Origin of the sequence: Paenibacillus sp. MAHUQ-63 (assembly GCF_028765165.1) — a bacterium.
In the GTDB taxonomy this organism is placed as follows: Bacteria; Bacillota; Bacilli; order Paenibacillales; family NBRC-103111; genus Paenibacillus_E.
On the sequence record NZ_JARADB010000004.1, the window covers coordinates 194912 to 207956 of the forward strand.

General features: G+C 56.4%; 12 protein-coding genes. All 12 read left to right on the forward strand.

Features of this window, described 5'->3' with window-relative positions; translation table 11 throughout:
- Nucleotides 1-192: 192 nt before the first annotated feature.
- Nucleotides 193-1023 carry a diaminopimelate epimerase gene (gene dapF / locus PUT07_RS24055; protein WP_274471176.1) on the forward strand — a complete coding sequence of 277 codons (831 nt, stop codon included), beginning with the start codon at nt 193-195 and terminating at the stop codon, nt 1021-1023.
- Nucleotides 1024-1119: 96 nt separating this feature from the next.
- Nucleotides 1120-2991, forward strand: coding sequence for a bifunctional homocysteine S-methyltransferase/methylenetetrahydrofolate reductase (locus PUT07_RS24060; RefSeq protein WP_274471177.1), 1872 nt, complete (start codon nt 1120-1122; stop codon nt 2989-2991).
- Between the two features lie 41 nt (nt 2992-3032).
- Nucleotides 3033-3905, forward strand: a complete 873-nt coding sequence (locus PUT07_RS24065; RefSeq protein WP_310187624.1) for a YicC/YloC family endoribonuclease — start codon at nt 3033-3035, stop codon at nt 3903-3905.
- 34 nt (nt 3906-3939) lie between these two features.
- A complete protein-coding gene (gene remA, locus PUT07_RS24070; RefSeq protein WP_009672664.1) occupies nt 3940-4200 on the forward strand; it encodes an extracellular matrix/biofilm regulator RemA in 261 nt (86 codons plus the stop codon).
- A complete protein-coding gene (gene gmk, locus PUT07_RS24075) occupies nt 4190-4828 on the forward strand; it encodes a guanylate kinase (RefSeq protein ID WP_274471181.1) in 639 nt (212 codons plus the stop codon). The genes remA and gmk overlap by 11 nt, the downstream gene beginning before the upstream one ends.
- A 1-nt stretch (nt 4829) precedes the next feature.
- The gene (rpoZ, locus tag PUT07_RS24080) at nt 4830-5075 is read left to right on the forward strand and encodes a DNA-directed RNA polymerase subunit omega (RefSeq protein WP_274471182.1); all 246 of its coding nucleotides are present in this window, start codon (nt 4830-4832) and stop codon (nt 5073-5075) included.
- A gap of 71 nt (nt 5076-5146) precedes the next feature.
- Nucleotides 5147-6367: a bifunctional phosphopantothenoylcysteine decarboxylase/phosphopantothenate--cysteine ligase CoaBC gene (gene coaBC / locus PUT07_RS24085; RefSeq protein ID WP_274471183.1), complete on the forward strand. Its 1221-nt coding sequence runs from the start codon at nt 5147-5149 to the stop codon at nt 6365-6367.
- Nucleotides 6367-8880 (forward strand): primosomal protein N', encoded by a 2514-nt coding sequence (gene priA, locus PUT07_RS24090; protein WP_274471188.1) that lies wholly within the window; start codon nt 6367-6369, stop codon nt 8878-8880. The genes coaBC and priA overlap by 1 nt, the downstream gene beginning before the upstream one ends.
- A 40-nt stretch (nt 8881-8920) precedes the next feature.
- Complete coding sequence (def, locus tag PUT07_RS24095) at nt 8921-9403, forward strand: peptide deformylase (RefSeq protein WP_274471189.1); 483 nt, start codon at nt 8921-8923, stop codon at nt 9401-9403.
- Entirely contained in the window at nt 9400-10377 is a 978-nt protein-coding gene (fmt, locus tag PUT07_RS24100) for a methionyl-tRNA formyltransferase (RefSeq protein WP_274471190.1), read from the forward strand. Before def ends, fmt begins: the two co-directional genes overlap by 4 nt.
- A 19-nt stretch (nt 10378-10396) precedes the next feature.
- The gene (rsmB, locus tag PUT07_RS24105) at nt 10397-11854 is read left to right on the forward strand and encodes a 16S rRNA (cytosine(967)-C(5))-methyltransferase RsmB (protein ID WP_274471192.1); all 1458 of its coding nucleotides are present in this window, start codon (nt 10397-10399) and stop codon (nt 11852-11854) included.
- A gap of 119 nt (nt 11855-11973) precedes the next feature.
- Nucleotides 11974-13044, forward strand: a complete 1071-nt coding sequence (rlmN, locus tag PUT07_RS24110) for a 23S rRNA (adenine(2503)-C(2))-methyltransferase RlmN (protein WP_274471194.1) — start codon at nt 11974-11976, stop codon at nt 13042-13044.
- Nucleotide 13045 lies beyond the last annotated feature (1 nt).

Consider the following 13045-nt stretch of genomic DNA (forward strand, 5'->3'; position numbering starts at 1 on the left):
TCTATAAGCACTCTCCCATTGGTTCAGGAAATGCTGCAGGCCAAATGAGTGGGTTCGTTAAGGGCCTCGGCGGCAGCCTCCAAATAAGGCGATAATCGGTGATCGACGCAAAGAACAGGCGAAAGGGCTATGCATTCGCGCATTTTTACGCTATGATAATGGCTAAAACACACATTTGGAGTGCTGAAAACAATGAAATTTACGAAATTGCATGGTCTAGGCAACGATTTTATTGTGATTGCCGGCGAACAAGAGCTGCCGGCCGGTGTGGATCAGCTTGCGATCCGGCTGTGCAATCGCTTCTTCGGCATCGGCGCCGACGGCTTAGTATATATTCTTCCATCCGAGCAAGCCGATTTCAAAATGCGCATCATTAACTCCGACGGGTCCGAGGCTGAGCAGTGCGGCAATGCGATCCGCTGCGTATCCAAATATGTCTACGATCACAAGCTGACCGATCAGACCGAAATTACCGTCGAGACGCTCGGTGCCGGCGTGCAGAAAGTGCAGCTGAACGTGCAGGACGGCAAAGTCGCCACGGTGCGTGTCGATATGGGGCAGCCCATTTTACGCGGTCTCGAGGTTCCTACGACGATAGACGAAGATCAAGTAATCAACCATCCGATCGAAGTGGATGGGCAAGAGTTCCGCTTCACGGCCGTTTCCATGGGGAACCCGCACTGCGTCATTTATGTGGACGATGCCGTCAATTTCGATTTGGCGGTATGGGGACCGAAGCTGGAAGTGCATCCGATGTTTCCGCGCAAAATCAATGTGGAGTTCGCCACGGTGAACGGCCGCACGCATACCGATATGCGCGTGTGGGAGCGGGGGGCGGGTCCGACGCTGGCTTGCGGAACAGGCGCTTGCGCTACGCTCGTATCCTCCGTCTTGAACGGGCTTACCGACCGTCAGGCGACGGTTTCGCTGAAGGGCGGGGATCTGTTCATCGAATGGAACGAACAAGATAACCACGTCTATATGACGGGGCCGGCGGAAGAAGTGTATCAGGGGACATTTTAATAGAGTCTATCAAAATTTTTGATAAACGGTTTCTTAATATCTCCCTTCATTTGTGATACAGTATAACTACATTTTGGAGTAAACGGGGAGATAACGATGAAACTGGATCTTCGAGCGGCGCTGCAGCGGGAAATTATAACCGGTGACGGCGCGATGGGGACTTATTTATATCAAATGGGCTTTCCGGTCGGCATTTCATATGAAGAGCTGAATTTGCTCAGACCGGAAACGGTTGCTGACGTGCACCGCCGTTATTATGAGGCCGGTGCTCGTCTTATTGAAACGAACACGTTTTCGGCCAATCGCGAGAAATTGTCGAAATACGGGCTCGAAGGCGATGTCGAAGCGATTAACCGCGCAGGCGTAGAGCTTGCCCGCAAGGCTGTCGGCGACGGCGCTTATGTCGTTGGAGCGATCGGCTCGATTCGTGCCGGCAAGCGCAAGAACGTGCGCACCGCCGATGTCGAAGCGTCGCTGCGGGAGCAGATCGGCATCCTGCTGGATTCGCCCGTGGACGGATTGTTGCTGGAGACGTTCTACGATCTGGAGGAGCTGCAGCTGGCGCTGCGCATCATTCGCAGCATGAGCGGGCTGCCGGTCATCTGCCAGTTCGCGAACGAAGGGACAGGCAGCACGCAGGACGGCGTGCCGCTGCAGGAAGCGTTCCTGCGGCTGCAGGATGACGGCGCCGACGTCATCGGCTTCAACTGCCGCGTCGGCCCGAACGGGATTCTCCGCTCGATGGAGAAGCTGACGCCGCTCGCCGGCGTGCCGTTCTCGGCGTTCCCGAACGCCGGGCTGCCCGACTACGTCGACGGGCAGTATACGTATGCGGCGACGCCGCAGTATTTCGCCGAAAGCGCGCTGCGCTTCGCCGATCTGGGCGCGCGCATCATCGGCGGCTGCTGCGGCACGACGCCGGAGCACATCGCCGCCGTCGCGCAGGCGCTGCAGGGCTACGTGCCGGCAGAGCCCGGCACAGCGGCACCCGCGCGTGCGCGCGTGCTCGAGCCGGCTCCGGCCAAGCCTGCGCCGCCGGCGGGCAAACCTTCGCTGCTGGAGATTGTGAAGCAGCGCAAAACCGTCATCGTCGAGCTGGATCCCCCACGGGATCTCGACATCGAGAAATTCCTGCAGGGCTCGAAGGCCCTGCAAGACGCGCATGTCGACGCCATTACGATGGCCGACAATTCGCTCGCGGTGACGCGCATGAGCAACCTGGCGCTCGGGTACCTGGTTCAGGATAAGCTTGGCGCGCGTCCGCTCATTCACATCGCGTGCCGCGACCGCAACATGATCGGGACGCAGTCCCATCTCATGGGGCTTCACGCGCTGGGCATCGACCATGTGCTGGCCGTGACCGGCGATCCCGCCAAATTCGGCGATCTTCCGGGGTCCAGCTCGGTGTACGATTTGACCTCATTCGAAATTATCCGGATGATCAAACAGCTGAACGAAGGCATCGCGTTCTCCGGCAAGCCGCTGAAGCAGAAGGCGAACTTCGTGGTCGGAGCTGCGTTCAATCCGAATGTCAAGCATTTGGATAAAGCGGTTCAACGGCTGGAACGCAAAATCGAAGCCGGCGCCGATTACATCATGACTCAGCCGGTTTACGATGCTAAACTGATCGAACAAATTTATGAAGCGACCAAGCATCTGGATATACCGGTCTTTATCGGTATTGCGCCTTTGGCCAGCGGCGGGAACGCGGAGTATTTGCATAATGAAGTTCCGGGAATCCGGCTGTCCGACGAAGTGCGGGCGCGCATGAACGGCTTGAAGGGGCCGGAAGGCCGGGCGATGGGCGTGGAAATCGCCAAGGAGCTGCTGGATGCGGCGATGCCTTACTTCAACGGCATCTATCTCATGACGCCTTTCTTGGCGTACGAAATGTGCGTAGACCTGACAAAGTATGTGTGGGAAAAGTCGAATCGCCATGATTTCCACTTGTACCCACTTTCAAAATGAATTAAAATAGGGTAATGGATGTGATAAGGATGATTTGCAGTATGACCGGATTCGGACAAGCGAATCGTTCTTTTGCCGGGTACAATGTGTTTATCGATGTGAAATCGGTCAATCATAGGTATAGTGAAGTGTCGATTCGAATGCCCAAGGAATGGGCGGTCTTTGAAGACGCTTTGAAGAAAACGGTGCTGCAAGCTGTGAGAAGAGGACGCGTGGACGTCTTCGTCACAGCGGAACGTGAAGCGGCTTCCGCCAAGAGCGTGACGGTGGATTTTGCTATGGCAGATGCGTATTTGCAGGCTGCGGAGCAATTGAAGGAACGCTACGGGTACGCCGAGCAGATCGGGCTCAAAGATTTATTGACGCTTCCTGATCTCGTTCAAATGAAAGAATTACGCAAGGAGCCTGATGAAGCGATTCAGCAGGAATTGTGCGCCTGCTTGCAGGAGGCCGTTGGCCAATTATCCGATATGCGGCTGCGCGAAGGCGCGTTTCTGGAGCAAGACATTCGCGAGCGTTTGACCGAGCTGAAGAGGCTCCATACGGAACTGGAAGCTTTGGCTCCCGGTGTCGTTCTGGAGTATGCCGCGAAGCTGACGGCCCGGATTCAGTCGCTTCTGCAGGAGCAAGCGCCTGTGGATGAGCAGCGACTTGCCTCAGAGATTGCGATTTTCGCAGACCGTTCCAATGTGGATGAAGAACTGACTCGTCTTAAGAGTCATTTCGGGCAATGCCATCAAGTGCTTGCAGAGAAAGAGCCTGTTGGACGAAAGCTGGACTTCCTGATTCAAGAGATGAACCGCGAAGTGAACACGATCGGATCCAAATCGAATCACTCGGAGCTGACGGCTAGAGTGATCACGATGAAAGCAGAGCTTGAGAAGATGCGCGAACAAATACAGAATATCGAGTGAAGCGGCATGGAGCTTCGCGAGGAGGAAGCCCTTAATGGCTATCAAATTAATTAACATCGGGTTCGGCAACATCGTATCGGCGAACCGCATTATCTCGATTGTGAGTCCGGAGTCGGCTCCGATCAAGAGGATCATTCAAGAGGCACGTGACCGTCACATGCTGATTGACGCTACGTACGGCAGAAGAACCCGTGCCGTTATTATTACGGATAGCGATCACGTGATTTTATCGGCAGTACAGCCAGAGACGGTAGCACATAGACTTTCCAACAAGGACGATGATCATGACGAGTAATACGAACACTCTTGAGCGCGAGAGAGGTATTCTGATTGTTTTATCCGGTCCTTCCGGCGTCGGCAAGGGGACTGTGTGCGCTGCGCTGCGCAAGTGCGCGCCGGAGATCGTGTATTCCGTTTCGGCTACAACCCGCTCTCCTCGTCAAGGGGAAGTTGAGGGCGTGAACTACTTCTTCAAAACGCGCGAGCAATTCCAGCAGATGATTGACACGGATGAAGTGCTGGAGTGGGCGGAATACGTAGGGAATTTCTACGGGACGCCCAGACGTTTTGTGGAGGAGACGCTGCGCTCCGGCCAAGACGTGATCTTGGAGATTGAAGTGCAGGGTGCTTTGCAAGTGAAACAAAAGTTTTCCGAAGGTGTGTTTATTTTCTTGCTGCCGCCTTCGCTGGATGAGCTGGAGAACCGGATTGTCACGCGTGGTACGGAGACGGATGAAGTGATTCGCAGCCGCATGTCGGTGGCGATTGACGAAATCCGCTTGATGGAACACTATGATTATGCTATTGTGAACGATCATGTGGAAACGGCATGCTCCAAGATTCAAGCGATTTTGACGGCAGAGCACTGCAAGAAAGAACGCATGTATCCCAAAATCGTACAATGGATAGATGAGGTGAAATAAAATGTTATATCCTTCAATCGATAAACTTCTGGATATCGTTGACAGCAAGTATTCTTTGGTTGTCGCTGCTTCCAAAAGAGCAAGATCGCTGCGCGACGGCGCGAAGTCGGATTTGAAAGGCCAGAAAGCTCATAAACATGTGGGTTTGGCACTGGAAGAGCTATATGGCCACTACATCGGCTACGAGAAGATCGAGCCAGCCGAACTTGAGAAAAAGAAAGAGACAGAAACAGAGTCGGAGATATAAAATGCTTACCCAACAACCCTTTGTGGTTGTTATTTTTTTCTCGGCATAGGTGCTGGAAAGGGGGATTGCTCATGAGTGCTTTAAAGGGTAAAACGATTGTACTGGGCGTATGCGGGGGGATCGCCGCTTACAAGGCCGCTGCGCTGACGAGCAAGCTGACGCAGGCCGGCGCGACCGTGCGCGTCATTATGACGGCTTCCGCCGTTCAATTCGTAGCGCCGTTAACGTTCCAAACGCTGTCGCGCCATCATGTATTCGTGGATACGTTCGATGAGAAAGATCCGTCCGTTGTGTCCCATATCAACTTGGCGGACAGCGCCGACCTGGTGCTGATCGCTCCGGCAACGGCCAACACGCTCGGCAAGCTGGCGCTGGGACTCGGTGACGACATGCTCAGCACGACGCTGCTCGCAACGACGGCGCCGATCTGGGTTGCCCCGGCGATGAACGTCCATATGTACGAGAATCCGGCCGTGCAGCATAATTTGCAGACGCTGCTTAACCGAGGCGTGCGTTTCATTGAGCCTGGCGAAGGCCAATTGGCTTGCGGCTATGTCGGGAAAGGCCGGCTGGCTGAGCCTGAGGAGATATTGGCTGCGGTGGAGCGCCATTTCCAGGGAGAGCCAGGCCGTCTCGCCGGCAAGCGGGTGCTCGTGACCGCCGGAGGCACTGTCGAGCGCATCGACCCGGTCCGCTATATTACGAACGATTCTTCGGGCAAAATGGGCTATGCCATCGCCGAGGAGGCTGCCCGTATGGGGGCCGCCGTTACGCTCGTGTCGGGACCTAGCGCTCTGCCTGTTCCTTGCGGCGTAGAACGCGTTTCCGTACAGTCCGCGCTGGATATGCGCGAGGCGGTGCTGGCCCGTTTCGACCAAAGCGAGCTTGTGATCAAAGCGGCAGCGGTCGCCGACTACCGTCCGGCCGCTCCGTCTGAACAGAAAATCAAGAAGAAGTCCGACTCGCTCACGCTGGAGCTGATCAAAAATCCGGATATTTTACAGGAACTCGGCACGCTCAAAAAACATCAGTTCGTCATCGGCTTTGCTGCGGAAACGGAGCGCCTGGACGAGTATGCGCTGGAGAAACTGATCCGCAAAAACGCCGATCTCATCGTCGGCAACGACGTGTCCCAGGAAGGGGCGGGCTTTAGCGGCGATACGAACGCTGTGCGTATTTTTGACCGCCATGGCTTGGTAGAAGCGCTGCCTGTTCAGAGCAAGAGAGATGTGGCGCGCAGGCTGCTCGAGCTGGCGGCGGACCGGATGCAGGCAGCAGCGAGGGAGTCCTGATGTACGCCAAGGTCATTGTCGATGTCCCTGCGAAACAAACGAACCGGGCGTTCGACTATGAAGTTCCTCCGGCTCTAAGGAAGTGGGTGGAGGTTGGCAGCCGTGTCGGCGTGCCTTTCGGTCCGCGGGTGCTGCAAGGCTTCGTTGTCGAATTGCATGAGAATACGCAGCTCGATGCCAAACGGGTTAAGCCGATTCAGAATGTCATGGATCTCGTGCCGCCTCTGACGGAGGAGCTTGTGAAGCTGGGCAGATGGATAAGCGCCATGTACCTGTGTCACGAAGTCACGGCGATTCAGGCGATGCTGCCGGCTGCGCTCAAAGCGAAGTACGAGCGGGCGATCGAGGTTGCGGATGAACCCGGGGACCAGTCGCTGCTGGATATGCCGGATCTCCAGTCGATTCTCTCCTTTGTCCGAAGCAAAGGGACGGTCCCCATGGAAGCCCTGATGGAGCGCTTCGCTGCCGATGGAGCGCTGATCAAGCAGCTGCTGAGCGCGGGCATTTTAACGGAGGTACAAGTCGTCAAAGACCGCATGAGCACGAAGAAGGCGCTGACGGTCTTTCCTCCTCCGGGAGGCGAGGGGCTGGAGCAAGCGTTGTCCGAGCTGCCGGCGCGGGCTCATAAACAGCAGGAAGTGCTGCGGTATTTGCTGGAGCATCCCCATGCCATCCGGCTGACCGAGCTGATGGAAGCGGTGGAAGTCGGTGCCTCGACGGTCAAAAGCTTGGCCGACCGCGGGTGGATCCAGCTGCGCGAAGTCGAAGTGATGCGCGACCCCTATGCGGGTCGTGCTTTTGTGAAGACGCAGCCGCTGCCTCTGACGGAGGAACAGAGCGGGGTTTTCGCGGAAATCCGGGGTGCTGTCGCAGACAGCCGGCACGAGGTGTTTCTGCTGCACGGTGTGACGGGGAGCGGGAAAACCGAAGTCTATTTGCAATCCATTCAACAATGTCTCGATATGGAGAAGGAAGCGATCGTCCTCGTTCCGGAGATTTCGTTGACGCCGCAAATGGTGGAGCGGTTCAAAGGGCGTTTCGGCGATAAGGTGGCCGTTCTGCACAGCCGGCTGTCGAACGGAGAGCGTTACGACGAGTGGCGTAAAATTACACGCAAGCAAGTGAAGGTTGTCATCGGCGCGCGTTCGGCGATTTTTGCTCCTTTTACACAAATCGGACTTATCATTATTGATGAAGAGCATGAATCCTCATACAAACAGGAAGAAAGTCCCAAATATCATACGCGTGACGTAGCGGTGAAGCGTGCGAGCATGCAGGGGGCCGTCGTCGTGCTCGGTTCCGCAACGCCGTCGCTGGAGAGTCTGGAACGAACGAGAAGACGCCGCGACCGTCCTGTCCCCCCTTACAAACTGCTTACGATGAAGGAACGCGTGGCCAGCAGGCCGATGCCGCCGGTTGCGATTGTCGACATGCGGGAGGAGCTGAAGAGCGGCAATCGCTCGATGTTCAGCACTGCGCTGTATAAAGCGATTGAAGATCGGTTACACAAGAAAGAACAGATTGTTTTGCTGCTGAACCGACGCGGGTACGCAACGTTCGTCATGTGCCGTACGTGCGGCTACGTGGCGGCATGCCCGCATTGCGACATCTCGCTCACGTATCACCAAAGCTCGCGCATGCTGCGCTGTCATTATTGCGGCTATGCGGAGCGCGAGGTGACCGAGTGCCCCAGCTGCCAGTCCAAGCATATTCGTCATTTCGGAACGGGCACGCAGCGCGTGGAGGAAGAGCTGGGCAAAATTTTCCCCGGCATCCGCGTCATTCGGATGGATGTGGATACGACGACGGAGAAAGGCTCGCATGAGAAATGGCTGACGATGTTTCGCGAGAAGCAGGCGGACGTGCTGCTCGGCACGCAAATGGTGGCCAAAGGGCTTGATTTTCCCGACGTGACATTGGTCGGGGTGATCGCAGCGGATACGGTGCTGAATATCCCGGATTTCCGCTCGGCGGAACGGACGTTTCAGCTGCTGACCCAAGTGGCCGGAAGGGCCGGACGGCACGAGAAGCAGGGGGAAGTGTATGTCCAGACGTATACGCCCGAGCATTACAGCGTGCAGTATGCGAGCCACCACGACTACATCGCCTTCGCCAATCATGAGCTTGATGTGCGGGCCAATTTGGGCTATCCGCCGTACCAACGGCTCATTTTGGTTACTTTCTCCCATGAGCAGGTGCCGCTTCTGGTTCGTTTCGCGGAAGCCTTCGTCACCAGGCTCAAAGAAATTGCACAAGAATATGCTATGAAGGAAATGGACCTGTTCGCGGACGCGGTTTCCATGAACAACGACTTCCAGATGGACGTGCTGGGCCCTGTGGCATCGCCTATTTCCCGAATCAAAGATAGATATCGATTCCAATGCGTGGTAAAATATCGGGGGGAAGATCAGGCGGCAGACATTGTCCGGCGAACGGTAGCGTGGTTCGAAGAGCGCTCGGCGAAAGAGAAACTGCAGATCAGCGTCGATGTTGATCCGCAATATTTGATGTAAGTACCCAAATAGAGAAGACTTCAAAAGGTAGGTGCACGTTATGGCTATTCGTATTATTGTGAAAGATCCAGACCCTGTGCTGCGCGAGAAAGCGATCACAGTTACCAAATTCAATTCCAATCTGCATAAATTGCTTGACGATATGGCAGACACGATGTATGAGGCTGAGGGCGTTGGCCTGGCTGCTCCGCAAATCGGTATTTTGAAGCGGGTCATCGTGATGGACTGCGGCGAAGAACACGGCGGTCTGATCGAAATGGTCAATCCGGAAATCGTCACTTCGAGCGGCGAACAAACAGGACCGGAAGGCTGTCTGAGCATTCCGGGGCTTCGCGGCGATGTGACGCGTCCGATGCATGTGACCGCCAAAGGGCAGGACCGTAACGGCAATCCGATCGAGGTGACGGGCACCGAGCTGCTGGCTCGCTGCATTTTCCATGAAATCGACCATTTGAACGGGATTCTGTTTACGGATTTGGCTACCAAAACCTACACTAGCGATGAAGAGGAAGATTCGGAGTGAACATCATTTTCATGGGCACACCGGATTTTGCCGTACCTTCCTTACGAGCGCTGCTGGAGGAGGGCTATAACGTGACGACCGTCGTCACGCAGCCGGACCGGCCGAAAGGCCGCAAGCGCGTGCTGACGCCTCCGCCGGTGAAGGTGGAAGCCGAGAAGCACGGCATTCCGGTGCTGCAGCCGGAGAAGCTGCGTCAGGCGGATTCCGTCGAGGTGCTGCGCGGACTGCAGCCGGACTTGATCGTGACGGCCGCTTACGGCCAGATTCTACCGAAGGCTGTGCTGGATTTGCCGGCGCATGGCTGCATTAACATCCATGCGTCTCTGCTGCCCAAGTACCGCGGCGGCGCTCCGATTCATCACGCCGTGCTGCGCGGTGAATCGGTAACGGGCGTCACCATTATGTACATGGCCACAGGCTTGGATACGGGCGACATGATCTCCAAAGTCGAGCTTCCGATTGAGGATACCGATACGACAGGCACGCTGTTCGAGAAGCTGAGCATTGCGGGCGCCGACCTGCTGAAGCGCACGCTGCCGGATCTGCTGGCAGGGCGTATTCAGGCGGTTCCGCAAAATGAAGCCGAGGCGATCTATTCGCCGAATATTCGCCGGGAGGACGAGCTGATCGATTGGTCGCGTTCGGCCGTCGAGATTTGGAACCAAGTTCGCGGCTTGAATCCGTTCCCTGGCGCTTATACGCTGTGGAACGGCGAAGTCATGAAGGTTTGGGCCAGCGCCAATCCGCGGCATACGGCCGAACCGAGAAGCCGCAGCTTCGCCGGGTCTCCCGCTCCGGGAACGGTGCTGGGCAGCAGCGAGCAAGGTATTGAGGTTATGACTGGTGAAGGTACGCTGTGGCTGACGGAAATTCAGCCTGCCGGCAAGAAAGCGATGCCTGTCTCCGAGTTTGTTCGCGGGGTGCAGATTGCGCCCGGCACGGCATTCGGCAGTGCGAAGGAAGCCACTACTTAACATAAATGAGGTATTCGATTTGTCAACGCACAAACCAACACGTCCTAAGCAAGGACCTGCTAAAGTACAGAGGGCCGGTAAGCCCTCCTCATCCCAACCATCCGGAGGCGCTGCGAAGAGCAGCGCCGTTAAGCTTTCCGCCCGCGATGCGGCGCTGGACGTCCTGATTCGGGTCGAAGAGAATCAAGCGTACAGCAATTTGCTGCTCAATCAGGTCTTGCAGAAGCATGCGCTTGAACGGGCCGATGCGGGCCTGGCTACGGAGCTTGTGTACGGTACGATCGGACGCTTAAATACGATCGATTTCTTTCTCGAGCGCTTCGTCAGCAAGGGGCTTGCGAAGCTGGAGCCATGGGTCCGATGCTTGCTGCGGTTGAGCTTCTACCAGCTGCATTATTTGGACCGTATCCCGGATCACGCCGTCGTGAGCGAAGCGGTGAACATCGCGAAGCGCCGCGGCCATCAAGGGATCTCGGGCATGGTTAACGGCGTGCTGCGCGCCATCCTACGCAGCAAAGCGGAGCTGCAGCTTCCGGCTGCGCTCGGCGACGTGAAGCGCATCGCGCTGGGCCACTCCCATCCGGAGTGGCTCGTGCGCAGGTGGATCCGCCAGCTCGGCCCGGAGCTGACGGAACAGATCTGTGCGGCGAACAATAGGCCGCCGCACGTGAGCATTCGCGCGAACGCGAGGCGGAGCAGCCGTCTGGAGCTGCTGGAGCAGCTCCAGGGCAGCGGTCTCAGCGCGGAAGCGTCGAAGCTGGCCCCGGCCGGCATCGTGGTGCAGGGGGCCGGGAATATGGCGTTGTCCCCCGGCTTTATGGCGGGGGACTTCTCGATTCAAGACGAGAGCTCGATGCTCGTCGCCGAAGCTTTGGAGCCGCGTCCGGGCATGAGCGTGCTGGACTGCTGCGCCGCCCCCGGCGGCAAGACGGCTCACATCGCCGAGAAGATGGACGATACGGGCCGCATCTGGGCGTGCGATCTGCACGAGCACAAGCAGCAGCTGATCGCAGATCAGGCGCAGCGGCTGGGACTGTCGTCCATTCAGACGCTGGTGATGGACGCTGCGAAGCTGGACGAGCACTTCGCGGCGGAGTCGTTCGACCGCATTCTGCTGGATGCGCCGTGCTCGGGCCTCGGGGTTATTCGCCGCAAGCCCGATCTGAAGTGGGCGAAGCAGGAAGCGGAGATCGAGGCGATCAGCGAGCTGCAGTATGCGATTCTCAGCCGGGTGCACCGGCTGCTGAAGCCAGGGGGCGTGCTGGTTTACAGCACGTGCACGATTGAGCATGCCGAGAACGCCGGCATGGTCGAGCGCTTCCTCGCGGAGCACAGCGAGTTCGCGCTTGAGCCGCTGCCGGCGGATGCTTTCGCGAGCGTGGATCCCGCTGCGGCGCTATCCGGCATGGTGCAAATACTGCCGCAGCAGTTTCACTCGGACGGATTCTTCATCGCCCGGCTGCGCAAACGCGGTTAGCGGCGCGTATTCTTGGCGAAGCTCTAACCGAGGGGGATGTGTGTTCGGCCCCGCTTTGTGCTAAAATAGATAAGATTAGCTGAAAATATCGATTAAATAACAACAGGTTGTGATAAAACGTGTCTAATAAGCCTTACTTGAAAGACAAACCATTTGTATATGATTTGAATTGGGACGAGTGGCAGACTTGGGTCAAAGAGAACGGCGAGTCCTCGTTCCGGGCCGGCCAAATTTTTGACTGGCTGTACATCAAGCGCGTATTCAGCTTCGATGAGATGACCAATCTGCCGAAGGCGCTTCGCGACAAGCTCAAAAGCCAGTTCGAGTTCGTCACGCTGTCCGAGATTGCCAAGTACCAGTCGCAGGACGGAACGGTCAAGTTTCTGTTCGAACTCGAGGACAAGAATGCGATCGAAACGGTTGTCATGAAGCATAACTACGGCAACAGTATCTGTGTCACAACACAGGTCGGCTGCCGTGTGGGCTGCACATTTTGCGCCTCCACACTCGGCGGGTTGAAGCGGGATCTGCGTCCCGGGGAAATTGTCGCTCAGGTCGTCAAAGCCCAGAAGCTGCTGGATGAGACGGAGGAGCGCATTTCTTCGATCGTCATCATGGGCATCGGCGAGCCGTTCGAGAATTATGAAGCGACGATGAATTTCTTGCGCGTCATGATTCATCCGAAGGGGCTTAACATCGGCCAGCGTCATATTACCGTATCGACGAGCGGCATTGTGCCGAACATTTATAAGTTTGCCGATGAGAATTTGCAGGTGAATTTGGCTATTTCGATTCATGCGCCGAACGATACGCTGCGCTCGAAGCTGATGCCGGTCAATCGCAGATTCCCTTTTGCCGATTTGATCGAAGCTTGCAAATATTACATTGCCAAAACCGGCAGACGCATCACGTTCGAATACGCCCTTATGGGGGAAGTGAACGATCAGGCCGAGCATGCGGAAGAGTTGGCGAAAGTGCTGAAAGACATGCCTCTTAGCCACGTAAACCTGATTCCTGTGAATTTCGTTGCCGAACGGGATTTCAAACGTACGCCAAGAGATGATATTTTCACCTTCCAACGTATTCTTGAGAAGGCCAAAATCAATGCTACCATACGCCGTGAACAAGGCAGCGACATTGCTGCCGCCTGCGGACAACTGCGCGCGAAGCATATGGAGAGCAAGTCATGAG

Bases quoted from the DNA above. Each gene is read 5' to 3' on its own strand.
- rpoZ (WP_274471182.1), top strand. From the start codon at position 4,830: ATGTTATATCCTTCAATCGATAAACTTCTGGATATCGTTGACAGCAAG.
- gmk (WP_274471181.1), top strand. From the start codon at position 4,190: ATGACGAGTAATACGAACACTCTTGAGCGCGAGAGAGGTATTCTGATT.
- def (WP_274471189.1), top strand. From the start codon at position 8,921: ATGGCTATTCGTATTATTGTGAAAGATCCAGACCCTGTGCTGCGCGAG.
- coaBC (WP_274471183.1), top strand. From the start codon at position 5,147: ATGAGTGCTTTAAAGGGTAAAACGATTGTACTGGGCGTATGCGGGGGG.
- PUT07_RS24060 (WP_274471177.1), top strand. From the start codon at position 1,120: ATGAAACTGGATCTTCGAGCGGCGCTGCAGCGGGAAATTATAACCGGT.
- PUT07_RS24065 (WP_310187624.1), top strand. From the start codon at position 3,033: ATGACCGGATTCGGACAAGCGAATCGTTCTTTTGCCGGGTACAATGTG.
- dapF (WP_274471176.1), top strand. From the start codon at position 193: ATGAAATTTACGAAATTGCATGGTCTAGGCAACGATTTTATTGTGATT.
- priA (WP_274471188.1), top strand. From the start codon at position 6,367: ATGTACGCCAAGGTCATTGTCGATGTCCCTGCGAAACAAACGAACCGG.
- remA (WP_009672664.1), top strand. From the start codon at position 3,940: ATGGCTATCAAATTAATTAACATCGGGTTCGGCAACATCGTATCGGCG.